Annotated in this window: 24 protein-coding genes; 15 read left to right on the top strand and 9 right to left on the bottom strand. The window is 71.1% G+C overall.

Annotation, left to right across the window (positions count from 1 at the left end):
• Window positions 1-19: 19 nt before the first annotated feature.
• From hemB to hemQ, 4 genes are read right to left on the bottom strand one after another with little or no spacing between them, the layout of a single operon-like run.
• A complete protein-coding gene (gene hemB, locus ASF76_RS01315) occupies window positions 20-1003 on the bottom strand; it encodes a porphobilinogen synthase (RefSeq protein WP_055951791.1) in 984 nt (327 codons plus the stop codon).
• The gene (locus ASF76_RS01320; protein ID WP_055951794.1) at window positions 1000-1812 is read right to left on the bottom strand and encodes a uroporphyrinogen-III synthase; all 813 of its coding nucleotides are present in this window, start codon (window positions 1810-1812) and stop codon (window positions 1000-1002) included. The genes hemB and ASF76_RS01320 overlap by 4 nt, the downstream gene beginning before the upstream one ends.
• Entirely contained in the window at window positions 1809-2807 is a 999-nt protein-coding gene (gene hemC / locus ASF76_RS01325; protein ID WP_055951798.1) for a hydroxymethylbilane synthase, read from the bottom strand. Before hemC ends, ASF76_RS01320 begins: the two co-directional genes overlap by 4 nt.
• A complete protein-coding gene (gene hemQ / locus ASF76_RS01330) occupies window positions 2804-3475 on the bottom strand; it encodes a hydrogen peroxide-dependent heme synthase (RefSeq protein ID WP_055951800.1) in 672 nt (223 codons plus the stop codon). The genes hemC and hemQ overlap by 4 nt, the downstream gene beginning before the upstream one ends.
• 52 nt (window positions 3476-3527) lie before the next feature.
• Here hemQ and ASF76_RS01335 point away from each other — a divergent pair, with 52 nt between their 5' ends.
• Together ASF76_RS01335 and ASF76_RS01340 are read left to right on the top strand one after the other, a co-directional pair.
• On the top strand, window positions 3528-4403 hold the full coding sequence (locus ASF76_RS01335; RefSeq protein ID WP_235561203.1) for a bestrophin-like domain: 876 nt from the start codon (window positions 3528-3530) through the stop codon (window positions 4401-4403).
• A gap of 150 nt (window positions 4404-4553) precedes the next feature.
• Window positions 4554-7331 carry a hypothetical protein gene (locus tag ASF76_RS01340; protein ID WP_055951805.1) on the top strand — a complete coding sequence of 926 codons (2778 nt, stop codon included), beginning with the start codon at window positions 4554-4556 and terminating at the stop codon, window positions 7329-7331.
• Between the two features lie 225 nt (window positions 7332-7556).
• Here the strand turns inward: ASF76_RS01340 and ASF76_RS01345 are convergent, their stop codons facing one another.
• The 5 genes from ASF76_RS01345 to hemE form a co-directional block, all read right to left on the bottom strand.
• Complete coding sequence (locus tag ASF76_RS01345) at window positions 7557-7835, bottom strand: hypothetical protein (RefSeq protein ID WP_055951808.1); 279 nt, start codon at window positions 7833-7835, stop codon at window positions 7557-7559.
• A complete protein-coding gene (locus tag ASF76_RS01350) occupies window positions 7825-8235 on the bottom strand; it encodes a phage holin family protein (protein ID WP_055951811.1) in 411 nt (136 codons plus the stop codon). Before ASF76_RS01350 ends, ASF76_RS01345 begins: the two co-directional genes overlap by 11 nt.
• Before the next feature lie 5 nt (window positions 8236-8240).
• The gene (locus ASF76_RS01355) at window positions 8241-8642 is read right to left on the bottom strand and encodes a hypothetical protein (protein WP_055951815.1); all 402 of its coding nucleotides are present in this window, start codon (window positions 8640-8642) and stop codon (window positions 8241-8243) included.
• Window positions 8643-8753: 111 nt separating this feature from the next.
• Window positions 8754-10262, bottom strand: coding sequence for a protoporphyrinogen oxidase (hemG, locus tag ASF76_RS01360; RefSeq protein ID WP_055951818.1), 1509 nt, complete (start codon window positions 10260-10262; stop codon window positions 8754-8756).
• Complete coding sequence (gene hemE, locus ASF76_RS01365; RefSeq protein WP_055951821.1) at window positions 10259-11359, bottom strand: uroporphyrinogen decarboxylase; 1101 nt, start codon at window positions 11357-11359, stop codon at window positions 10259-10261. The genes hemG and hemE overlap by 4 nt, the downstream gene beginning before the upstream one ends.
• A 100-nt stretch (window positions 11360-11459) precedes the next feature.
• On the opposite strand from hemE, the gene ASF76_RS01370 reads away from it, so the two are divergent.
• The 13 genes from ASF76_RS01370 (at window position 11460) to ASF76_RS01430 (ending at window position 22842) form a co-directional block, all read left to right on the top strand.
• Window positions 11460-12806 (top strand): glutamyl-tRNA reductase, encoded by a 1347-nt coding sequence (locus ASF76_RS01370; RefSeq protein WP_055951824.1) that lies wholly within the window; start codon window positions 11460-11462, stop codon window positions 12804-12806.
• A 251-nt stretch (window positions 12807-13057) separates the two neighbouring features.
• Complete coding sequence (locus ASF76_RS01375) at window positions 13058-13339, top strand: hypothetical protein (RefSeq protein ID WP_156459077.1); 282 nt, start codon at window positions 13058-13060, stop codon at window positions 13337-13339.
• Window positions 13340-13380: 41 nt separating this feature from the next.
• On the top strand, window positions 13381-13953 hold the full coding sequence (locus tag ASF76_RS01380) for an HhH-GPD-type base excision DNA repair protein (RefSeq protein ID WP_055951831.1): 573 nt from the start codon (window positions 13381-13383) through the stop codon (window positions 13951-13953).
• A gap of 117 nt (window positions 13954-14070) precedes the next feature.
• Entirely contained in the window at window positions 14071-14403 is a 333-nt protein-coding gene (locus tag ASF76_RS01385) for a hypothetical protein (RefSeq protein ID WP_055951834.1), read from the top strand.
• 20 nt (window positions 14404-14423) lie between these two features.
• A complete protein-coding gene (locus ASF76_RS01390; protein ID WP_055951837.1) occupies window positions 14424-14735 on the top strand; it encodes a pore-forming ESAT-6 family protein in 312 nt (103 codons plus the stop codon).
• Between the two features lie 103 nt (window positions 14736-14838).
• Window positions 14839-15183 (top strand): DUF6507 family protein, encoded by a 345-nt coding sequence (locus ASF76_RS01395; protein ID WP_055951841.1) that lies wholly within the window; start codon window positions 14839-14841, stop codon window positions 15181-15183.
• Window positions 15183-17891 (top strand): hypothetical protein, encoded by a 2709-nt coding sequence (locus ASF76_RS01400; RefSeq protein ID WP_055951845.1) that lies wholly within the window; start codon window positions 15183-15185, stop codon window positions 17889-17891. Before ASF76_RS01395 ends, ASF76_RS01400 begins: the two co-directional genes overlap by 1 nt.
• Window positions 17892-17894: 3 nt before the next feature.
• Entirely contained in the window at window positions 17895-18332 is a 438-nt protein-coding gene (locus ASF76_RS01405; RefSeq protein WP_055951848.1) for a hypothetical protein, read from the top strand.
• Window positions 18329-19162, top strand: a complete 834-nt coding sequence (locus tag ASF76_RS01410) for a hypothetical protein (RefSeq protein ID WP_055951851.1) — start codon at window positions 18329-18331, stop codon at window positions 19160-19162. The genes ASF76_RS01405 and ASF76_RS01410 overlap by 4 nt, the downstream gene beginning before the upstream one ends.
• Window positions 19163-19407: 245 nt before the next feature.
• Complete coding sequence (locus tag ASF76_RS01415) at window positions 19408-20169, top strand: FHA domain-containing protein (protein WP_235561229.1); 762 nt, start codon at window positions 19408-19410, stop codon at window positions 20167-20169.
• Complete coding sequence (locus ASF76_RS01420) at window positions 20166-21239, top strand: DUF6177 family protein (RefSeq protein ID WP_055951857.1); 1074 nt, start codon at window positions 20166-20168, stop codon at window positions 21237-21239. Before ASF76_RS01415 ends, ASF76_RS01420 begins: the two co-directional genes overlap by 4 nt.
• Window positions 21239-21496, top strand: coding sequence for a hypothetical protein (locus ASF76_RS01425; RefSeq protein WP_055951860.1), 258 nt, complete (start codon window positions 21239-21241; stop codon window positions 21494-21496). The genes ASF76_RS01420 and ASF76_RS01425 overlap by 1 nt, the downstream gene beginning before the upstream one ends.
• Complete coding sequence (locus ASF76_RS01430; RefSeq protein ID WP_055951863.1) at window positions 21493-22842, top strand: EsaB/YukD family protein; 1350 nt, start codon at window positions 21493-21495, stop codon at window positions 22840-22842. The genes ASF76_RS01425 and ASF76_RS01430 overlap by 4 nt, the downstream gene beginning before the upstream one ends.

The raw sequence follows: 22842 nt of genomic DNA on the forward strand, positions 1-22842 counted from the left end.
ACGCGTGAGGGGGCGAAGCTCAGAGATCGGCGCGCAACCAGCGGGCGGCCTCGACGGCCCAGTACGTCAGGATCGCGTCCGCGCCGGCCCGGCGGATGCCGAGCAGGCTCTCCGTGATCGCGCCCCGGCGGTCGATCCACCCGTGGGCTGCGGCGGCCTCGACCATCGCGTACTCCCCCGACACCTGGTAGGCCCACACCGGCACGTCGACCGAGGCCTTCACGTCGGCGAGCACGTCGAGGTAGGGCAGTGCGGGCTTGACCATGACCACGTCGGCGCCCTCTTCGACGTCGAGCAGCGCTTCGCGCACACCCTCACGACCGTTGCCGGGATCGAGCTGGTACGAGCGACGGTCGCCCTTGAGCTGCGAGTCGACGGCCTCGCGGAACGGGCCGTAGAACGCTCCGGCGTACTTCGCCGAGTACGCCAGGATGAGCGTGTCGGTGAAGCCCTCGGCATCCAGTGCCTCACGCACCGCGCCTACCTGGCCGTCCATCATGCCCGACAGCCCCAGCATCGCCGAGCCCGCCCTCGCCTGCGCGAGACCCATCGCGGTGTAGCGCTCGAGAGTGGCGTCGTTGTCGACGGCCCCGTCGGGCTGCAGGACCCCGCAGTGCCCGTGGTCGGTGAACTCGTCGAGGCACAGATCGGTCTGCACCACCAGCGCGTCGCCCACCTCGGCCACGACGGCCTCGGTCGCGACGTTCAGGATGCCGTTCGGGTCGTCGGCGCCGGAGCCCACCGCGTCGCGGGTCTCGGGCACGCCGAACAGCATGACGCCGCCGATGCGTTCCTTTGCCGCCTCGGCGACCGCGCGCCGGAGCGAGTCGAGCGAGTGCTGGACGATTCCCGGCATCGAGCCGATGGGGCTCGGCTCGGCGAGGCCCTCGCGCACGAACATCGGCAGCACGAGCTGCGAGGGCACGAGGTGCGTCTCTCGGGCGAGACGACGGACGGCGGGGGTGCGGCGCAGGCGCCGCGGGCGGTGCTCGGGAAAACTCATGGGGTCGATTCGGTGGGGACGGGGAAACGAGCGACCGCCTCGATGAGGGCGTCGACCGTCTGCCGTTCGGCGACGACGTCGACGCTGAGACCGGCGCGCTTGGCGTCCTTCGCGGTGCGCGGTCCGATGGCGGCGATGACGGTGGATGCCGGGATGTCGGGGAACTGCTCGACGACCTGTTCGGCGACCGAACCGCTGGTGACGAGGATCGCGTTGATGCGACCGGAGTGCACGTCGCCCGCGATCTTCTCGGAGGCGGGGACCCCGACGGTGCGGTACGCCACGACGCTGCGCACGTCGTGGCCCGCTTCGATGAGCAGACGGGTCAACACCGGTTTGGCGATCTCGCTGCGGAGGGTCAGAACCTTGCGGGGCACCGACTCGAGGTGGATCATCTGCTCGGCCATGCCCTGCGCAGAGTTGTCGCGCTCGGGCACGAGGTCGACGCGGTACCCGACCGCCTGCATGGCGGCGGCGGTGGTTTCGCCCACGACGGCGACACGGGTGCGCGTGGGGATGACCGCCTTGTAGGCGTAGAGCACGTCGACGGTCGTCGCACTGGTCAGCGTCAGCCAGTCGAACTCGCCCCCGGCGAGATCCGACAAGGCCTCGTCGAGGGTCGCCTGATCGTTCGTCGGTGCGAAGTTGATCAATGGAGCGATGACCGGCACGGCCCCGAGCTGCCGCAGGCGCGCGGCGACACCGTCGCCCCAGGGGCCGCCGCGCGGCACGAGGACGCGCCGTCCGGCAAGGGGCTTGGGCACGCTGCCCGTCGAGGGGTTCGGCGTGTGCCAGTGGCCTTCATTCATGTGGTCGACTCTCGTGGTACCAGGTCGGCCGCCCCGCGTTCGAGCAACCGACGCGCGGTTTCTCGGCCCATACGCGTCGCGCGCGCGATGGATCCCCCGTCGTCGGCAGCATCCGCATCATTGCCACTGCCAGGTTCCCGAGCATACCCCGAGTCAAGTCGCACCGTCCGATCGATGCCGATCCGGCGGGATCCGTCGAGGGCGTAGACGATCGCGCGCAACCGCAGGTCGCCGTCGGCGATCGAGGCATGCGTACCCACGGGCGCACTGCAACCGGCGTCGAGAGCCGAGAGCACCGTGCGCTCCGCCGTGATGGCCGTTCGCGTGTCCGCGTCGTCGAGCTGAGCGAGTGCGGCGTGGATCTCGGGATCGATGTCGGTGCGGGTCTCGACGGCGAGCGACCCCTGCCCGGGAGCGGTGGGCCACTCGCTGAGGCCCAGCTCTTCGGCGTGCAGTCCGCCGAGATCTCCGCCCAGGCGCGAGATGCCCGCGGCCGCGAGGATGACGGCATCCAGCTCCCCATCGCGTACCCGCGCGAGACGCGAATCGACGTTGCCGCGAATGTCATGGATGTCGAGCCGGGGGTTGTGCCGCCGGGCCTGCGCGACGCGACGGGGCGAGCCGGTACCGACGCGCGACCCCGGCGGGAGGGAGCCCAGCGGGGTGCCGTCGCGCGTCACGACGACGTCGCGGGCGTCCTCGCGCGCGGGTGTCGCCGCGATGACCAGCCCCTCGGGCTGGAGCGTCGGCAGGTCTTTCAGCGAGTGCACGAGGAAATCGCACCGGTCGGCGGCGAGCGCTTCGCGCAGACCGTTGGCGAACACCCCGCGTCCGCCCAGCTGCGACAGCGAGGCGCGGTTGACGTCTCCCTCCGACACGATGGGCACCAGTTCGACCACACGCCCCGACACCGCGGCCACGGCGTCGGCGACGGTCTGCGACTGCGTCATCGCGAGAGCGCTGCGACGCGTGCCGAGGCGAAGGGGTGCGCTCACTGCAGGATCTCGGGGATCTCGTCGAGGGCGACGAGGCGACCCGTGTAGAACGGCACCTCCTCGCGCACGTGACGGCGGGCCTCGGTGTAGCGCAGGTCGCGCATCATGTCGACGAGATCGGTGAGCACGTCGGCTTCCATCGGCAGGAGCCACTCGTAGTCACCGAGAGCGAAGGATGCCACGGTGTTGGCGATGACGCCGCGGTACTGCGACCCCTTCTTGCCGTGCTCGATGAGCATCTCGCGGCGCTCCTCCTCGGGTAGGAGGTACCACTCGTAGCTGCGCACGAACGGGTAGAGGCAGAGCCACTGCTGCGCCTCGATGCCGCGGAGGAACCCGGGCACGTGCGAGCGATTGAACTCGGCATCGCGGTGGACGCCCATGGCGTTCCAGGTCGGCAGGAGGTTCTTGAGCAGTTCGGTGCGACGGAGACGGCGCAGGTCGCGCTGGAGTGCCTGGGGGTCTTCGCCGTGCAGCCACACCATGAGGTCTGCGTCGGCGCGGAGGCCGCTGACGTCGTAGAAGCCTCGGACCGTGACGCCGTCGGCCTCGACGAGCGAGACGAGGTCGGCGAGCTCGGTCGCGTCGACGGCGGTGACGGGGTTCTCGGGATCGCGGCGGAAAACCGCCCACAGCGTGTACACGGAAGATGAGCTGTCGTGGGACATGCGTCCTAGTCTCGTCTCGCTGCGGCGGCGGGCCAAACCGGTTGACTCACCGGTGAAAGACCGACAGGTGCGGCGCGCCGCCCGCCATTGGTACTGTGCGACGACGGTGTCGGGGGATGCCGCGGTGAAGGGGTGCCGGATGTGGCTCTACGACCTGCCGTTGTCCGTGGGACTGCCGGTGTTCATCGTGCTCGTGGTCGGCGGCTCGTGCGCCATTCTGCTGGTCCTGCGCAAGTGGGTCTTCCGGGTCGCGCCCCAGGGTGAGGAGTGGGATCGCGTCCTCAGCTACGCGGTCGGCGCCTACGGCGTCTTCTACGGCGTGACCCTGGCGCTCATCGCCGCGGCCGCCTACGGCAACTTCACCGAGGTCGACGGGGTCGTGCTCGAGGAGTCTTCGACGCTCGCCGCGCTCTACCGCACGGGCGCGCTGCTTCCGGAACCGGCGTCGACACAACTGCAGCAGCAGATCGCCGAATACACGCGCAACGTCATCGACCTCGACTGGCCGATGCAGCGGCAGCTCCAGATCCCCGCCGAGACGGATGCCAACATCACCGCGATGCAGCAGGCGATCGCCTCCGTGCAGCCCACCTCCCCCGCCGAGATCCTGTACGTGCAGCAGTCGCTCGATCAGTTCCACTCGCTCGTGGAGAGCCGGCGGGAGCGCATCGCCCTCACCCACCTGGCGCTGCCGAGCGTGCTGTGGATCGTGCTGGCCGTCGGCGCGGTACTGAACGCGATCCTCATCGGCCTCATCGAGGTGCGAAACCTCCGCGTGCACCTGCTGATGTCGGCGATGCTCGCGCTGTTCGTCGCGCTGCTGCTCTACGCCATCGCCGGTTTCGACCACGCCTACGCCGGCCCGATCGCCGTGACGCCGGAGTACTTCGAGGATCTGCTGCAGGGGCTGTTCGCCGCCGAGCCGTGACCTGCAGCCGGCCCCGGAGCGTGACGAGGGGTCGGGCAGCCGTCCGGGCAAGTCGAGTCGCCACCGCTGAATTTCCTGTGGCGCCGACCTCCTGCGCCTGCCACAGTGAACTGCGCCCCCGCGCGACGACCCGAGATGATTCGAGGCCCCATGCTCCGCTCGCGCACCCCCCGACGATCCCGCCGCTTCTTGAAGTACCCGGCCGCCGTCCTCGCGGGCGCGGTCATCGTCGCCGGGAACGTGGTCGCGGCCCCCGCGCCGGCGCAGGCCGCGTGGGAGGAAGACGCGCAGAGCTGGATCGCGAGCATGCAGACCGGTCTCGGCTGGGCCGAGGGACTGTTCGGTCTCAAGACCGGGCCGTGGAACACCGCTCTCTCGATCGCCTCCCCGTTGATCTCGGCGATCTTCGGCGGTTCGTCCGCTCCGTCGATCGGCGACGTGCTGGAACGCCTGAAGCAGCTCGACGACATCGAGCACAAGATCGATCAGGTGCAGAACTCCCTCGTGACGATCGAGGCGGAGATCGCCACGGTCGGCCAAGACGTCCTGACCGGCACCTGCGCCGTGCAGGCCAGCCGACCGCGCGACTATCTCACCAAGCTGGCTGCCGCGAACGACGCCTACGCGAACGTCGTCGACAAGATCGATGAGGTGCGCGTGGGCACCGCTGACGAGGACGACCTCAAGGTCGCGATCAACTCGTTCATCGCGTACACGACCGGCGAGAGCGAGGCCATCCTTCCGGACCACAGCGCCTTCGCGGAATCCCTCCGCAGCGTGCACGCGGACATGGGTACCACCGGCGGCGTCGCGGGCATCATCCAGAGCTGCGGGCGCGCCTACCTCAACGACTGGAAGATCGGGAACACCTCCGCGGCGGCGTTGAGAGGGATGCCGGCGACCGCTCACGGCGCGTGGCTCGATGATCGCGACTACTACGACCCGCTGCAGAAGCTCGTCTCGTTCTGGCAGACCGCCGTCGCGCAGGGCACCTACCTCCACCAGCAGGCATCCCTCATGCGGGTCAGCAGGGACTACGTCACCGCCCACGGCCCCCTCAGCGTCGAGGATTCGGCAAGGGTGTGCGCCCTGGCGAAGACGAACGGCCCGGCGATGGCCAGAGCCACGTGCGACGGCGGCCTGACCCTCGCCAAGACCATCTACAACGGCTTCGCGGCCGAGTGGCGCGAGGTGGGCGTGCCGATCAGCGACACGAACGTCGTGATGAGCATGGGCACCGATGTGACCGGCCTGTCGTACCAACCCACCACACCCCGGGCGGCCGGGGCCCCCGCCGACGAGCCCCTCCTCTCGGCCGGAGCGCCGGTGGGGGTGGCATCCCGGGTGTGGGCGAGGGATCCCTCGACCTTCCCGGCGGCGTGGACGACCGGGACCTGGTCGACGACCGCCGGCGCCGTCTCGGCCTACGGGATCGACGGATTCGTGCCAGCGGGCTCACAGCAGTGGTCCGACCTGAGCAACGGCTACCGTGCGACGCACCCGACGGTGCAGACCACGACACGCGAAGAGGCCATGCGGTGGCGGTCGGGAAGCGGATGGCAGAACTCCGGTGTGGCCCCCTTCGCCCCGCTGGACATTCTCACGACCATGAAGGATTCCGTGTCTCCGGCGCCCGCGGGCACCGATCCCTCGCACGCATTCACGGTGAAGGCGGACACGAGCGCGTGGATGCCGAACGAGGCGGCCAGTCAGAACTTCCCGATGTGGCGGAGTCCGATACCGGAATGGTCCCGGGGCACGGGCCTGTCGTTCCCGCACTCGCGACTCTGGATGACTGTCGACTTCGCGCCGCGTGTGCTGGATGACGCGAAGATGAGTGTCAAGTGCTTCGTCGCGACACAGGACGGCGCCGTGTGTCACGAGTCGGTGGGGTCGTGGTGGGTGAACCGGCTCTCGATCGAGGGGGCCATGTCCGTGCAGAACGCGTACCGCGTCACGCCCGTGAACCCCGACATCGACAGCATGGTGATGATCGACAGGAAGCGCGAGTGCCGCGGCCAGCCGAACATCGACGAGGAATGCGCGACCATCATCGACGCGATGTACTCCACCCGCGGCGAGTCGTTCGCCCAGGGTGCGCCCTCATGGCTCGCCCCGATCGATGCGGCCAACGGGGAGCATTACGAAGGAGACCCCGCCGCCACCCGGACGCTCTGGCCGAGCGCTCCCGTTCCTGACTGCGCCCTCACCACCTGGGGCGCGAAGACCCGGTGCGGGCCCGCCCTGGAAGCGTGGATCACGTCGCACGTGCCCAACCCGAGCCTCAGCGGACCCGTCGCCACCACCGACGTCACCGTCGACCGGGCTGACGACGGAACCGCCGTATGCGTCGCCCCCGCCTGGAACACGAGCTCGGTCATGCAGTACGGCGACGTGGCGTGGACAGCCTGGTCGCGCACCGGGAAACCCTTCACCAAGGTCGTCCCGTTCGGCGCCCACCTCGATCTGCTCGCCCTTGTGACGGAGGCGGGCTGGAACACGGGCGGCAGCGCCGGGGAGTCGGGGCGGATCACCCTCCGTTGCTCGTTCACCGCCCGCACCGCCGAGGTGGCGAACGAGACGGAGGTGCGCAGTGCGACCGTCGCCGCCGTCCGCGTCGACGATCGCTTCGTCTTCCCGAGCGTCGGCGTGGGGACGCCGGGCGATCCGGGGGTCACCCCCGGTCCGGGCGTCATCCCGGACCCGTCCGGCGCGGCACCGGTCGGCGCCGGGGGATCGTCGGCGGCGGGCAGCTCGGCGCACGACACCGCGGCGCGATCGGTCGGCGCGACCGATCGGGACGTCCTGGCGAGCTCGGGGATCGGTGGGGAGCCCTGGCGACCGGCCGTGGCAGCCCTTCTCCTGCTGATCTTCGGCGCGCTTCTGATCGTCTTGGTCCGGACCCGACGGTCGAGACGGAGCGCGTAGCCCCTCCGCGCACGCTTTCACCCGGACTCGTGCCGCAGCGGGTGCACGCCGGCGTCCGCCCGGCTGCGAGCCGGATCGGGCCTCGGAACCCGCTACGACCGCGAGATGGATCGGGCCCCCGCCCGCTCGGCATCCCGCACACGATGCTCGACGCAGAAACGGGGAGGCCGCCCTGTACGGACGACCTCCCCGCCGGGGAGCTTCTGGAGTGCCGGACGCGGATGCTCAGCGCGTGTAGGCGTTGACGATCCCCCACACGGCGAGGCCGACGGCGATTGCGACACCACCCACGGCGGCAGCGGCCGCGGTGGGGTTCGACCGCGCCTTGGCACGCACTTCGCTGACCGTGCGGTCGACGGCGTCACTGGCACGACGCGGGACGTTGGCCTTGACCTCGATGGCCGCCAACGCCGCCTTCAGCTCGGCGCGGGCCGACTCGACGGGGTCGGAGATCCCGAGAGGCACGGCGGTGCGGGGCACGGGGACGGGACGATCAATACTCATCGCGGGCCTCCTTAACGATGCGGACGTCCTCCGCGATGGCCTTGCCCGGGTTCTCGCGGTTCGACAGCTTCTTGAAACGCAGGTAGCCCAGCAACGCCAGGATCGCGGTGATCACGACCATCACGCCGAAGACCACGAGGGCCGACAGCCACACGGGCCACCACGACGACAGGCCGGCGATGACGAAGGCGAAGAACACCGGAACGGCCCAGAAGAGCACGATCAGGGCGCCGACGAACCAGCCGGCGCCGATCCCGGCGTCCTTGGCCGTCCGTTGCGCCCACGCCTTCGCCCCGTTGATCTCGGCGACGACGAGGTTGCGCACCAGTTCGGGGATGTCGCCGATGAGTGTGAACAAGCCGTCGTCGGAACGATCGCGGAACCCGCGAGGAGTGGTCATGCGCGTCAGCCCTCCGACGCGTTGGAGCCGCTCTGGGCCGCCTTGGCCCGCGCGGTCGCCGTCTTCTCGGCCTGCTTCGCGTCGTCGACGGAGTCTTCGACGGCGTCGGCGACCTCGGATGCCGACCGCTTGGCCGCCCGCGTCGCGCGCTCGGCGCGCTCCTGAACGGTGCCGGACTGGCTCGCGGCGCCCGTGACGGACTTCGCGCCCTTCCACACCACGCCGGGGACGGACTTGAGCGCGGAGACGCCGAGCGCCTTCACCTTCTCGACCTGTCCTTGTACGGCGGGCTGGTCCCAGACCTTCTCGGCCTGCTCCTTGATCTGCTCGTAACGCTGGCGGCCGGCGCGTGCTCCGAGCACGTAGCCCGCCACGAGTCCGACGACGAGTGCTGCTTTGCCCCTCATGGGGTCTCCTCACGCTCGATCGAGTGCTGGTCGAGTCTCACAGTAGTCATGTATGCCGTCTCCGGCATCCGCCCTTGACAGCGCGGCCCGCATGGACGATCGCGGCGGCGCTCAGCTGCGCCAGAGTGCGGCGCTGCGTACGCGATCGGCTTCGTCGCGCGCGTCGGGGATCACCTGCGCCAGCCCGGTGCCCGAGATCCAGGCTCCCGTGGCACCGAGACCCGGGACGGCCCGCACCGCACCGCGCGCCGCGGCGGTCACGGCCGCACGACCGATCGTCGCGGCGGGCTGCGACTGCACATAGCGCGAGCGATGCGCCGCCAGCAGAACGGATGCCGGCAGCTCGACGCCGAGCAGGGCCGCCGCCTCCGACAGGGCGAGTCGCGCGGCATCGTCGTCGTCGAGGGCCGCGGTGGCCGGCTCTTCGCCCTGCGCCCCGAACGACACCCGCACGACGTGGACGCCGGGCTCGGTGGCATCCCGAACCCAGTCCCATTTCGCGCTCGAGTGGGTGAGGGCCTTGGCGGTGTGGCTGCCGGGCACCGTCAGGACGCCGGTCCCGCGGGGAGCGCGATCGAGCACCGGGGCGTTCACCACCAGGGTCACCACCTCGACCACCGGGGCGATCGGGTCGCCCACCTCGAGTCCGGGGACCACCGGTGCCAACAGCGCACGCGCCGGCCCCTCGGGCAGGGCGACGATGACGGCGCGGGCGGTGAGGGGCTCGTCGTCGAGCGACGTTCCGATCGCCCACCCGTCGCCGGCCGGGGTCAGGTTCGTGGCGGCGACTCCTGTGCGAAGCTCGACGCCGCTCTCGCGCAACCCCTCCACGAGGGCGTCGACGAGGCGCGACATGCCTCCCCTGAGTCCCTCCACCGCACCGCCGGGCGCGGGGGCGACCCTCGCGGAGCCGGAGGCGACGGGCACATCGGATGCCGGAGCGTCGGCGGGCCGCGCACCCGATCGACGCGCGCGAAGCTCTGCGACAGCGCCCGTCAGCGAGCCGGTGCGGGTGAGGGCGGCGTTCAGCCCGGGAGCGGCCAGGTCGACGTCGATGTCGTCGGGGCGCGCGGAGTAGACCCCGCTGGTCACGGGGGCGACGAGGCGCTCCAGCACCCGCGCGCCGAGGCGCGAGCGCACGAGCTTTCCGAGACTGTGCGCGTGTCCGATGGTCAGCGGCGGACGCACCCGGTCGAGGTAGGCGCGCCAGGCCCCCGACCAGCCGATGACGCGTCGCACATCGGGGGCGAAGGGATTGTCGGGGATGCCGAGCACCCCGCCCTTCGGCAGCGGCGCGGCGCCGACACCGGGCACACCCGCCACCCACGCACCCGCCGGATTCGGCGACACGACGGCCTCGCCGAGGTCGAGCTCGGTGAGCAGCTCGCGGACGACTCCGCCCCGGGTCGCGTAGCTCTCGGCCCCCACGTCGAGGGTCATCCCGCCGACCTCCGCGGACCGCAGGACACCACCGAAGGCGTCGGACGCCTCGATCACCGTGACCTGCAGCCCGACCTTCGCACACTCGCGGGCGGCGACGAGGCCCGAGACCCCGCCGCCGACGACCACCACGCGCGTGTCGTGCGCATGCTGCACCAGGCGGTCGAGGGCCTCGCTCACGCGGCGTTCCCGCGCGCGCTCTCGCCGGTCGTGTCGCCCGCAGCGGCCGTGCCGCCCGCATCCACGTCGTGCCCGTGCGCGTGCGCCACGATGCGGGTCAGCACCTCGGGATCGGTGTCGGGCGGCACCCCGTGGCCGAGGTTCAGCACGTGCGCGCGCGCCACGCGGCCACGCGTCAACACGTCGTCGACGTGGGCTTCGAGCACCGGCCAGGGGGCGCCGAGCAGCGCCGGGTCGATGTTGCCCTGCAGGGTGACGTCGGGACCGACGAGGGCTGCGGCCTCGTCGAGTGGCATCCGCCAATCGACGCCGACCGCGTCGGCGAGGCCGCCCAGGCGCATGTCGTCGAGGAACGCGCCCGTTCCCACCCCGAAGTGGATGCGGGGGACCTCGATACCCTCGAGCGCGTCGCGCGAGTGCGGGGCGATGAACTCGCGGAAGGTCGACGGCGACAGCGAGCCGGCCCACGAGTCGAAGAGCTGCACCGCCTGGGCGCCGCCCTCGATCTGCGCGTCGAGGAAAGCGCGCGAGACCTTGGCGAGCCAGCCGGCCAACCGGTGCCACGAGGCGGGGTCGGCGTGCATCATGCCGCGGGCGCGCAGATGCTCCTTCGACGGACCGCCCTCCACGAGGTAGGCGGCGAGGGTGAAAGGCGCTCCGGCGAAACCGATGAGGGGCACCGCGTCGCTGAGCTCGGCAGTGACGCGGCGGGCGGCCTCGCGCACGGGCTCCGCCGCGGCGGCGACGTCGTCGGGGTCGATCGAGGTGACGCGGGCCACGTCGTCGGCCGTGCGCACCGGATCGGCGAAGACCGGGCCGCGCCCGGGCTCGATGACCACGTCGACACCGGCGAGGCGCAACGGCACGACGATGTCGCTGAAGAAGATCGCGGCATCCACGTCGTGGCGGCGGATCGGCTGCAGCGTGATCTCGGCCGCGAGGTCGGGGGTCAGGCACGCATCGAGCATGCGGGTGCCCACGCGGAGCTCCCGGTACTCCGGCAGCGAGCGCCCTGCCTGCCGCATGAACCACACCGGCTGCCGCTCGGGGCGGTCGCCACGGAGGGCGCGGAGGAGGGGTGCGTCGAGGGATGCCATGGCATCCATCCTCCCACCCGCCCCCTGGGCGAGAAGGGGATGCCTTGACGTCGAGACGCCGTCCGGAACACCTCGCGACACCCGGGCGTAGAATGATGAGGTGTTGTTGTGCGTCAGCGCGAGTCACAAGACCGCGTCCTTCGAGCTCCTCGAGCGGCTCAGCGTACCCCGCACCCCCGTCGCCCCGTTGATCGCCGCGCACGACGAGTGCGTGCAGGGCGCTGTCGTCGTCGCGACGTGCAATCGCTTCGAGGCGTACGTCGACATGGACGAGCCGGTCACCGCCGCCGTCGCCCTCGGCATCGAGGCCACCCTCGCCGCCATCGAGGCCGCAACGGGCGTGCCCGCCGGCGAGCTCGAGGGCCGGTACACCGTGCTCGGTGGCAGCGAGGTCGCCGAGCACCTGTTCTCGGTGGCATCCGGTCTCGAATCCGTCGTCGTCGGCGAGGGCGAGATCGCCGGCCAGGTGCGCCGCGCCCTCACCGAGTCGCGCAAGCTCGGCACCACGTCCGCCGAATTGGAGCGATTGTTCCAGCGGGCGTCCGAGGCGCAGCGCGGCGTGAAGAACTCCACAGCCATCGGCCGCGCCGGTCGATCGCTCGTGCGTCTCGGCCTCGAGCTCGCCGACAGCCGCATCACCGACTGGTCGACGCAGCGCGTGCTCCTCGTGGGCACCGGCGCCTACGCCGCCGCCACGGTCGCCGCCCTCCGCGACCAGGGCGCCGAAGACATCTCGGTGCATTCGCCCTCGGGCCGGGCGGCGAAGTTCGCCCTCAAGCACGGTCTGCGCGCGGTGTCGGCTGAGACGTTCCCCGCCGCCGTCGCCCACGCCGATCTCGTCATCACGTGCACCACCGCCGAGCACTACGTACTGAGCGCGGCCACGTTCGCCGCCGGACGCGGGGCCTACGAGACCGCCGTCGACACCTCGGCCGGCGTCTGCCCCGTCGACCACACCGCGCGTCGCCTCGTGATCGACCTGGGGCTGCCCCGCAACGTCGACCCCGATGTCGCCACGGTTGCCGGCATCGACCTGCTCGACCTCGAGACCATCCGCCTGCACGCCCCGCTCGAAGAACTGCAGGCGACGGATGCCGCGCGCGACCTCGTGCGAGACGCCGCGCGCCGCTTCACCTCGGTCGGCGAGCGCAAGAACATCACCCCCGCGGTCGTCGCCCTGCGCGCCCACGTCTTCGGCGTGCTCGACGCCGAGGTGGCCCGCGTGCGCGCCCGCGGCGACGAGGGCGGACAGACCGAGCAGGCCCTCCGCCACCTGGTGGGCGTACTGCTGCACACCCCGACGACGCGGGCGCACGAGCTCGCCGAGACCGGCCGCGCCGACGAGTACGTCGATGCGCTCTCCGCACTCTTCGGTATCGAGGTCACCGACCCCGCCGCCGTCGATCCTGCCGCCCTCGACCAGCGCGGTATCGCCGACGCGGGCTGACGCGCCGCGCTGCGGTGCTTTCCCCGCGAGCGGAGGATTGCCGCCTTGGCATCCATCCTCCATTCCCCGAATCACGTCCGACGCCGAGCCGGCCGCGAGGCGCCTCGAGCCGGTGCCGGCGCCGGCGCCGGCGAGCGGAGGACGGATCGCGACCGGAGGACCGAGACCGCGGCATCCGTCCTCCCTTCCCCGAATCGCCTCCCGCAGCGCCTCGCCTCGAGGGGCGGGGTGGCTCCGGCAGGATGGATGCCGTGAACACACCGGCATCCGAGGTCTACGCCGTCGCCGGTGAGGACCGCGCCCGCAACGGACTGCGCTGGGCAGCCACCGTCGTGATGGGCTTCTTCGACGCAGGCGGGAATGCGCCATCGGTGAGCGAGGTCGTGATCCGCCGCGTCGACGGGTCGGTGGTCAAGCGGCTCCCGCCGGGCGATGTCGACGCCTTCACCGACCAGTTGAACGAGATCACCCGTGACCTCGCGACGATGGACGCCGTGCCCTTCGCCGAGAAGTGGGTCGCCGAGCGCGGGTGACCCGCGACGCCCGATACGAGCCACGGCGCGAGAATGGAGACATGAGCCTGCGCATCACCGATGACCCCGCCGCCGACGACCTGCTGACGAGCAACCCGCTCGCACTGCTCATCGGGATGCTGCTCGACCAGCAGGTCGCGATGGAGACGGCGTTCGCCGGCCCGCTGAAGATCCAGCAGCGCACCGGGTCGATGGATGCCGCCACCATCGCGCACGACGACCCCGACGACTTCGCCGCCGCGTTCTCCCGGTCGCCCGCGGTGCACCGCTTCCCGGGGTCGATGGCCAAGCGCGTCCAGTCGCTGTGCGCCGCCGTCGAGCAGGACTGGGACGGGGATGCCGCGAACATCTGGACCCGCGACGACCCCGACGGCGCGACCGTGCTGAAGCGTCTGAAGGCGTTGCCCGGCTTCGGCGAGCAGAAGGCGAAGATCTTCCTCGCCCTGCTCGGTAAGCAGCGCGGATACGACGGCACCGGCTGGCGGGAGGCGTCGGCACCGTACGGCGAGGAGGGCTCGTTCCGCTCCGTCGCCGACATCGTCAGCCCCGAATCGCTCACCAAGGTGCGCGAACACAAGCGCGCCGCGAAAGCCGCCGCGAAAGCGGGCGACTGACCCCTCCTCCCCCGTGCGCGAAAAAGGAGAGTTCTCTCATATTCGCTTCGTCGTCCGGGAGCGATGGTTAGAGTCGTCGAGTTCGCTGCAAGTTGTTCACGATCGAAGGGTGGGCTCGTGAAGTTCGCAATGGGTTCCGACACTCTGGGTGTGCTGACGAAGGCAACCTCGGGGTCGAGTGATGAGCTGTCCCTGCTGGTGCGTCAGCTGTTCGAGGCCGCCGAGCCGCTCGAAGGGCAGTTCCAGGGCGCGGGTCGCGCCGCGTTCGACCGGTTCAAGTCGCGCACCGACGCGATCTCGTCCGAGCTGAAGCTCGCCCTCGACGGCGTGCTCGGCGGCATCTCGAGCATGGACCGCTCCTTCCAGGAAGGCGAGTCGTCCATGGTCGATCAGACCACCGGCCTGGAAGCAGGGTCGTCGTTCGACGCCGCCCGCTTCGGCGCGCGTTGAGGATCAGAGAGGACTGACTCATGGTGAACCAGGGAGACCGTCGCGACTACTCGATCGCGGCCTCGCAGAACGCACAGGACAACTTCAACCGCGTCGCCGCGCTGCTGGAGTCGCTCATCGACCAGCGCGACCGCGACGTGCAGGCGGCCATGGCCGACTACTCCGCCGACGGGGTGTCGGAGGACTACCGCGCCAAAGAGCTGCGCTGGAAGAACGCCGCCGCCGAGGTGCGCGGCATCATCCAGACGCTGCGTTCCTCGCTCGAGCGCAATGACGAATCGGCCCAGACCGCGCTGAGCAAGGCTCGCGCGGCGGTGGAGTCGATCGGCTGATACGGGCCGCACGATGCCGGGCGCGGTCGCGCCCGGCATCGCCGGTGCGCGGCGTCAGGGGTGAGCGACGCGCGCGCAGAACAGAAGTGAAGGGGATCGGGCGATGACAGCGTGGCGTATTCAGCCGTCGGGTGTCGTATCCGTACTGCAGGACGTCAACGTCGATGCCGAGGCTCTCGGCACGGCGCTGAATGCACTGAGCCCTGCTCTCGAGGGAGCGGTGACGGCGACGCAGTCGGGTGCGATCTCCGAGGCGGTCCAGGCGTACTTCGAGCAGGAGGAGGGCCCGCGCATCCAGGGCATGAGCACGCGCATCGGCGCGGCTGCCCAGGGTGTCGTCTCCGCCACCGAGGCGTACGTCGCCGGCGACATGGAGATGGCCGCCACCGCGCAGTCCGCCGCCGTCGCCGCCGTCTACCCGCCCGACCTTCCGAACGGGGCGATGTGATGCCCAGCCCCATCGACTACGAGAAGATCCCCGGCGCCGACATCCAGCCGGATGCCATCGAAGAGAACGCCCGCACGGTCGGCACGATCTCCGGCCAGGTGGCGGAGCACGGATCCAACGTGAACTTCACCTGGCAGGGCATGGCGGCGGTCTACGAAGCGCCCGAATCGCCGACGCTGCTCGGGCTCATGGCCCCCGTCAGCTCCCAGGCGACGCAGGCGGGCGACAACCTGGCCGAGGTGTCGGCGGCGCTCGTCGCCTTCGCCGCCGACGTCCGGCCGATCAAGGCCGAGCTCGACGCGCTACGCGCCGACGCGAAGACGTTCGTGGATTCCATCCAGGGTGGCGTTCAGGTGCGCGAGATCAACCCGGCGTGGACGGCCGCGCAGTCGCCCTACGGCGGGGCGACCACCATGCCGACCTATCAGGGATCGTGGGGGTCGTCGACGACGACGGCTCCGGCGGCTCCCGAGCAGTACCGCACGGTCACCAAGGAGTGGCACGAGTCGCAGGAGCACGTCGACCGCAACAACGAGCTGCTCGCCGCGGTGAACGCGCAGCAGGTCAAGCTGTGGGAGGCCGAGCGCACGTGCGCGAACCGCATCCGCGCGCTGTACGGCGCCGCCCCTCTGCGAGCCGCGCAGTCCGAAGACGACTCCCTCGGTTACGGCATCTCCGAGATCCCCGAGGGCACCGAGATGCCCTGGGGCGCCGAAGTCGAACGCACCGAGGGCTGCGGCGAGGCGACCGTGAACTTCGTGTTCAAGGACTTCCTGTGGGAGGGCATCGCCGTCGGTGGAGTCTGGGGCACGATCACCGGTCTCGGCACACTCGTGCTCGGCTACAACCCCGAAACGGGCGACTTCTTCTCGGGCGACGCCTACGGCGCCGCCTGGGGGAATCTCGGCATGCTCCTCTTCGCGGGCGCCGCCAACACCGGCATCCTCGCGCCCATCTTCCAATCCGACTCCCTGATGCAGTCCATGGGCATGGACGGGTTCCTCCCTCAAGAGGTGCGCGACTTCAAGGCGCAGGCCGACGAAGCCGCGATCAACACCGGCAAAGCGCTCATCGCGTGGGACAAGTGGCAGGACGACCCCGGCACCGCCCTCGGCGAGTCGGTCTTCAACGTGGGCACTGCGCTCATCCCCGTCGGCGGTGCGGCCGTCGCGGGCGTCAAGACCGCCTCGACCGCGGCCTCCGTCGTGTCGAAGATGGCGCGGGTCGCCGACTTCGTCGACCCGGCCGCGCTCGCGATGAACGGTGCCATGCGCCTCGGCGGCGCGGGGTTGCACAGCCTCGACGGCCTCATCGGCCGCCTCGGCTCGAACACCACCGACGGTTTCCACCTCAACACCCCCGACATGCCGCTGGTCGCCGATGGCCCGACGTCGGCGCTGAGCGCACTGGACGGCGCGGGCGTGGATCTGGGCACCGTCACGGCCCGCATCGACGACGGCGTGCCCGTGTACGAATTCCCCCCGACCGCCGAGATCCCTTCCGGCCGCGTCGAGATGCCCGCCGGCGCTTTCGACGGCGTGCGCGGCGGCGATGTGCCCATGCGTACGGACGCGCCCGTGCGCACCGACGGCGGAGTGGATGCCGGTGTTACGGCGCCCGTACGCGAGCCCGAGCTCGTGGCGGCCGGTGGCGTGCGCGGTGAGGCGAGTCCCGGCGCCGTGGACTCCCTCGTCCAAGACGCCCCCGTCCGCCGCGAGACGAGCAGTTCGGGAGAGTCCACGGTCGTGCGCGAGCCCTCCACGGGCAGCGACCACAGCACCGCGGGCGGCGACGGCACCGGCGCTGGCGGCCACCTCGGTTCCGACAACGGCATCGGGAGTGGCGGCGTGGGCCGCGGCGACGACGGAGTCCCCCACGGCGGGCAAGACGACCGTGGCTCGGACGCCGGTCCTGGTGAGAGGACCACCCCCGACAACGCGAACGCGTCCACGAACGACACGACGACGCCTGGGGCGCCTGGGGCGCCTGGGGCGCCTGGACGCGTGTACTCGATGATGGACGGGACCGAACACACGACCTCGTTCGCGCCGGAGTCGCTCGGCGACAGTCGTGTGACCACGCCGCTTCTCGACAAGCACGGGGTGACGCGCTCGCAATTCGAAGACCTGATCAACAGGCCGATCGACACCCTGAGCACGGCTGAGAAGACCGTCGTCAACGGCGTTCGCAACGAACTCACCGCTCAGGTATCTCCGGACACGGTCTTCCAGAAGGTGCTCGACCAGCCGCACTTCGACTCGACGGGGACCCTGACATTCGGGCAGGGCGAGAACATCGTCCTCGGCGACGAGGGCACGATCACCGGGTCCGTGTCGGTCGCGGAAGACACCGCGCACCTGACGACGCCCGCGGACTTCTACCGGTCCCTGCGGCTCGACTATCCCGGAACGAATTTCCTGAAGGACGATCAGTCGGCATTCGTCGTCCGGTTCCAGCCGGACATCGACACGTCGGGGTCGGTGAAGCCCCAGCTGCACAGCTCGATGGGTGGCGACGGGTCCGTCGACCATTACCGCCCGCCGTTCACGGGCAACGGATTCCTCAAGACGGGCGACGACATCATCCCGGAGTACCGCGCCCAACGTGTCGATATGCGAGATGGCGCAGAGATGTGGGAAGTCCTGGATGATGGAACGCAACGACTCTTCGCGGTGCTACGCGCCGGCGAGTGGATACCGGTGGGGTGACGGATGTCGTCGACAATTCCCGTAAGCGAGACGCAGTTCGAGTACCGCGGGAAGCGCTACTCGCGGCATTCCGGTGGTGACGACTACGTCCGCCTCGTCACGGACGACGCGCCGACCCGCGAGGCTTTCCCTGACGCGATCGAGTTGAACGACGACCCCCAGGATCCGTGGGTGAAACTCCCGCGGCGGGTGATCTCCGCTCGCTTCGCGCAGGAGGTCACCGGCACCTGGCACGGTGTGCCCGTCACGGTGGGCGAGCGGATCAGGACAGGCCTCCGCCGCGGAATGGTCAGGGTCTGGTACGCGGGCACCACGCCGGACGAGGCTCTCGCCGCGGGACTCGACGGAAACCAGAACGACGGGTGGTCGGCGTTGGCGCAACCGAGTGACGTGGGCGACGTGCACGTCGAATCGACACGACACCCGATGGTGAGCCCATGAGGGCCGTCCTGCAGAAGCTCCTGCACCCCGGGATGTCTCAGCTCGTCCGCGAGCGCGGCTACGCGCAGGTCGGGGGGCATGTCGTGGCAGCCGCAGACGCGACGGGGCTGCGAACAGCCAACGCTCTCCGGGAGGCATACGGTTGGCCGTCGGATCCTTCCGGTCACGTCGACGTCGTCCGCTTCGAGGTCCCCGTGTGCGCGACCCTCACCGCGCCACCGCAGGTGGAGCGGCCGTGGCCGTCCTACCCGCTCGGCTTCCTTCGTCCCGTCGACGAAGCGATCGTTCCGGTGTGGAGCATGTCGACCACGCGCTACTCTCCCGGCGCCGAACTCTGGCGGATCTCCGACGACGGTCAACAAGAGCTCCTCGCGGCTTACGGTGGAGCGGCGCGCGGGTGGACCGCGCTCCCAGATCAACCGCCGGTCGAGGAATGGCACCCATCCAGCCGTTTCTTCGGCACGCGCGCGGTCCACGACGGGACCGAGTTCGCCGCGGATGTCCACGGCGACCAGGTGGAACTCACCTCGTATGTCGAGCAGACCTCCGCGGAGTGGTCCCCCGTGCGCATCGGCGCATGGACGAGAACCGTTCCCCTCGTGGCCTGCGACGTCTACGAACTCGGGTTCACGGCCACTCTCGGCGGCGTCCCCCTGCGCGTGCTCGAACAGTACGACGGCGCGGTACGCGCCCAACTCCTGACCGACGACCCCGAGACCGCCAGCCGACTGTCGGCCGTCATGGTGGACTACGGCGTCTTCGAAGTCTCCGGCATTCCGGGGACTGAACTCGGCGATACGCAGCTCGTAGCTGATCAGCTCGTCGCCTGAATGCCCGCAGTTCTCCCCGCGTCGGCCGCGGCGCGGTCGCGTCGCGCTCCCTTGCGGCTTTGCGCGAGGGAGACGGGATCGAGCCTGGATCCCTCCGCGTCCCGGCCTGGACGCGGAGGGGCAGACGTGCTCGTGAGTGCGCGATTCTGCCGCGCCGTGAGTTGTCCACGCAAGGGACGCATCAACTCGGCAGCACCGCGGCGACCCACCTATGGTGGAAGGTCGAGGAGGCACCCGTGACGAGCATGCAGGAAGCATCACGCCTGGCCGACGTGGACCCCTTCGTCTTCACCGAGCGCGCCCGCGCCGGAAAGATCGTCGGCGCTTCAGCCCTCGACATCGTCATGCCGCTCGCTCTTCTCGCCAGCGGGATCGTCGTCATCGTGACGGGTCCGTCCGCTCTCGGGTGGCTCCTCGTCATCGCCGCAATCGGCCTCCTCGCCGTTGCCGTCTGGTTGCTGGGGCGGACCGGACGCACCCTCGGTACGGCCACCGTCGACGCGCGCATCGTCCGCCGGACGACGGGTGCCGCTGCGGGCGGCGCGGCCGTGTGGGCACTGGTGTCCGGCAAGCTCGCGATGGTCGACCTGCGCCGCGGTCGTGACCCGTTCGCCCCGGCGATCGCGCCCTTCCGCTTCCCCGAGGTCGCCCCCGCAGCCCCGGGCCGGGCCCGGCGCGGAAGCGTGCCGACGCTGCTGCTCGACTCCGGCGAACGCCTTCCCCTCGACACCGCCCTCATCCTGGGTCGGGCGCCCTCGGCCCCGGCCGACGCCCCGGCCGAGGTGTACCGCTGGGCCGATATGTCGCGCACGCTCTCGAAGTCGCACGTGCGCCTCGAGTGGGACGGCCGGCAGGTATGGGTCATCGACCTGGGCTCGACCAACGGCACCTTCGTTCGCGGCGACGGGGCGTCCACTCCCCTCCTCCCCCACCAACGCACCCCCGTGCCCACCGGTGTCGTCCTCGAGATCGGTGACCGCACGCTGACCGTCCGGGATGCCGCATGACAACCGTCGACCACCCCCTCGTCGATGCCGCCGGCCCGGGCTGGGTCGGCACCGAGACGCGCGTGCCGATCATCGCCCTCACCACCGCGACGAGCGACTGGCTGCACAAGACGGCCACCCAGGGTCTGCGCCCGATCATCGTCTCGGGCGAGCACTCGCGCATGACGCAACCGCTGGCCCAGGTGCTGTCGTCGGTGCAGGGCCACTGGGTCGTCCGCGCCCGCGACGACGGCTTCTACGATGCCCGCACGGGCGTGCGCCTCGACGCTCCGGCCGACGCGCTCACCGCCGGAACGCCGACGCCCGAGAACGTGCACCCCCTGTTCGTGCGGGCGCAGGTGGCATCCAGTCTGCAGGTGGTGGCGACGGTGTCGACGCGTCACCGCGTGACCCGCCCGGTGCGGATGGGCGGGGTCGCCGAGGCGGCTGTCGCGCTGTTCACCGGGGCGGGACCGGCGGCGTGGGGCGCCGTCGAACCGCTCCTCGCCCCCTGGGACCGTGACGACCTCACCGAGCGCTCACGGCGGCGGGTCCCCCTCGACAGCCACTGGACCGCGGTCGGGGGCAGCGAGCGCGCGGTCATCGCGACGATCCAGGCCGCCCGCACCAGCGAGGGACTCGAGGAGACCACGCGCGTGTGGGCCGCGGTCCCCGGGGTGGGGCGCGACGCGGGAACGGCGGCGACGGCCGAGGCCCGTGAACTCCTGGCGCGAGCGGCGACCGTGGGGCTTCCGCTCATCGGCGTCGCGTTCGCGGCGATCGGCGCCCCCGACCTCGCCCGCCGCGCTACCGCGGCCCCCCACCCTGAGCCCCTCGTGCTGCTGATCGGGCCCGTGGGCGTGCGAGCCCTGGGCATGGACGCGAAGCGCTGGATCGACGACGTCGGTGGCACGACCGTCGGCAGCCCCCGGCTCCCGAGCGTACTGCTGCCGCTCGGATCCGTCGACGGCGGCGGATGGACGCGCCTGAACGAGGTGCTGGCGACGGTGGATCCGACGCGGCTCGCCGAACTGCTCGATCTCGCGCCGCAGGTGCGCGCCCAGCTCATCGCGCGGGAAGGAGCCCGCTGATGCCCGACCAGCGCGACACGGTTCTCATCGAGCAGGCCAAGATCCAGCGCATGCGCCTGGGCGCCGCCCTCGTCTACGGCCACATCGGCGAGCGGCGCACCGTCAACGATCACATGAAGCGGTTGATGGGATCCATCGTCGTCGCCGCGATCGCCTGCGCCGCGTGCGTGGGCGTGTCCTTCGTGTCGCAGCTGCTCACCGAGCGCGCGCAGACGAGCACCTCCATCCAGACCCCGACCGGAGCCGTCACCCCGTGAGCATCTACACCCGCCTGACCGTCTCGGGTTCGGAGCGTCGAGCCGAGGTCGTCGTCCCCAGCGGCGAGCCTGTCGGCGCCGCACTGCCGCGCCTGCTCGACCTGCTCGGTGAGACAGCCGGCACCGTCGAGCGGCCGCTGGCGGTGATCGCGCCCGACGGCGAGCAGATCGACATCGCATTGACGCCTCACCAGCTGGATCTCGTCGACGGCTCCCTCGTGCGCCTCGTGCGCCTGGACGCCGCACCGCCACCGCCCGTGGTGATCGACGTGACCGACGCCGCGGCCGATGCGCACGATGCCCGTCCCGACCGGTGGGACGAGCGGGCTCGGGCCGTCGCGGGCGGGATGGGGATCGCCGCCGCCTTCGCCGTCGCGGGGCTGCTGTCGCCGTGGTCGTCGCCGACCGTCGCAGCTTTCGCGTCGCTGGTCGCGGCCGTGGTGCTCGTGGCCGTCGCCACGGGCCTCGGCCTCGGCGGGCTCCGCCGTCTGTCGACGTGCGTGTCGGCGGGTGCCGCCGGCCTCACGCTGCCCGTGGGAGCGGCGACGACGACGGTCCTGGCATCGCACGGGTTCGCCGCGGACGCCGCGCTCGTCGGGGGTATCGCTGCGGCACTGGCCACCGGATTCGCCGTCGCCCTCCTCGGCGCCGGCGTCGCGCACCGCCGTCGCGGCGCCGCGTCCGGCGGAGCACTGGGCGCGGTGCTGTCGTCACTGCTGCTCGGGCTCGTCCTCGGCGGGGTGGATGCCGTGGCCGCCGCGGCCATCACCGGCGTCATCGCCGCGTTCGCCACCGGCCCGCTGCCCTGGATCGCCCTATCGGCCGCCGGACTCACCGACCTCGACCAGCGCGCCGCGGACGGCGCCCCGCCCGCCCGTCCCCGCGCTTTCGCCGCCATCGACGAGGCGTACGCGGCGCTCACGTGGAGCGTGGGGGCCGTGGCATCCGTTCTCGGGGTCGCCGGCGTCGCGCTCGCGTTCTCGGGCACGGTTTGGACCGAACTGCTCGCCCTGGCGTTCTTCCTCGTCGCCACCCTCCGCACGCGTGCATTCCCCCTGCGCTGGCAGGGCTGGCTGCTCTGGGCAGCCGCGGGTGCGATCGCCGTGGCGGGTCTGACGGTGCTGTTGTCGGACGGCCTCGGATGGGTCGGCGCGGGTGCCGCGATCGTGCTGGCCGCTCTGATCGCCACGATGGTGCTGGTACGGCCCCGCCCGCACGTGCGGGCGCGGTTGCGCGGCCTCGGCAACGTCGTCGAGACCCTCGCCGTCGTCTCGCTGGTGCCGCTGCTCGTGGGGGCGTTGGGTGTCTACGCCGATCTGCTCGGCATGTTCGGCGGACGCTCGTGA

It is taken from the genome of Microbacterium sp. Leaf151, assembly GCF_001424225.1.
GTDB lineage: Bacteria > Actinomycetota > Actinomycetes > Actinomycetales > Microbacteriaceae > Microbacterium.

What these genes read in the sequence shown, in the direction of transcription:
- hemE (WP_055951821.1), bottom strand. Translation starts at nt 11,359, where the DNA reads ATGGCATCCCTCGACGCACCCCTCCTCCGCGCCCTCCGTGGCGACCGC.
- ASF76_RS01350 (WP_055951811.1), bottom strand. Translation starts at nt 8,235, where the DNA reads ATGACCACTCCTCGCGGGTTCCGCGATCGTTCCGACGACGGCTTGTTC.
- ASF76_RS01400 (WP_055951845.1), top strand. Translation starts at nt 15,183, where the DNA reads ATGCCCAGCCCCATCGACTACGAGAAGATCCCCGGCGCCGACATCCAG.
- ASF76_RS01415 (WP_235561229.1), top strand. Translation starts at nt 19,408, where the DNA reads ATGCAGGAAGCATCACGCCTGGCCGACGTGGACCCCTTCGTCTTCACC.
- ASF76_RS01355 (WP_055951815.1), bottom strand. Translation starts at nt 8,642, where the DNA reads ATGAGGGGCAAAGCAGCACTCGTCGTCGGACTCGTGGCGGGCTACGTG.
- ASF76_RS01340 (WP_055951805.1), top strand. Translation starts at nt 4,554, where the DNA reads ATGCTCCGCTCGCGCACCCCCCGACGATCCCGCCGCTTCTTGAAGTAC.
- ASF76_RS01380 (WP_055951831.1), top strand. Translation starts at nt 13,381, where the DNA reads ATGAGCCTGCGCATCACCGATGACCCCGCCGCCGACGACCTGCTGACG.
- ASF76_RS01390 (WP_055951837.1), top strand. Translation starts at nt 14,424, where the DNA reads ATGGTGAACCAGGGAGACCGTCGCGACTACTCGATCGCGGCCTCGCAG.
- hemB (WP_055951791.1), bottom strand. Translation starts at nt 1,003, where the DNA reads ATGAGTTTTCCCGAGCACCGCCCGCGGCGCCTGCGCCGCACCCCCGCC.
- ASF76_RS01345 (WP_055951808.1), bottom strand. Translation starts at nt 7,835, where the DNA reads ATGAGTATTGATCGTCCCGTCCCCGTGCCCCGCACCGCCGTGCCTCTC.
- hemQ (WP_055951800.1), bottom strand. Translation starts at nt 3,475, where the DNA reads ATGTCCCACGACAGCTCATCTTCCGTGTACACGCTGTGGGCGGTTTTC.
- ASF76_RS01420 (WP_055951857.1), top strand. Translation starts at nt 20,166, where the DNA reads ATGACAACCGTCGACCACCCCCTCGTCGATGCCGCCGGCCCGGGCTGG.
- ASF76_RS01320 (WP_055951794.1), bottom strand. Translation starts at nt 1,812, where the DNA reads ATGAATGAAGGCCACTGGCACACGCCGAACCCCTCGACGGGCAGCGTG.
- ASF76_RS01395 (WP_055951841.1), top strand. Translation starts at nt 14,839, where the DNA reads ATGACAGCGTGGCGTATTCAGCCGTCGGGTGTCGTATCCGTACTGCAG.
- ASF76_RS01405 (WP_055951848.1), top strand. Translation starts at nt 17,895, where the DNA reads ATGTCGTCGACAATTCCCGTAAGCGAGACGCAGTTCGAGTACCGCGGG.
- ASF76_RS01425 (WP_055951860.1), top strand. Translation starts at nt 21,239, where the DNA reads ATGCCCGACCAGCGCGACACGGTTCTCATCGAGCAGGCCAAGATCCAG.
- ASF76_RS01410 (WP_055951851.1), top strand. Translation starts at nt 18,329, where the DNA reads ATGAGGGCCGTCCTGCAGAAGCTCCTGCACCCCGGGATGTCTCAGCTC.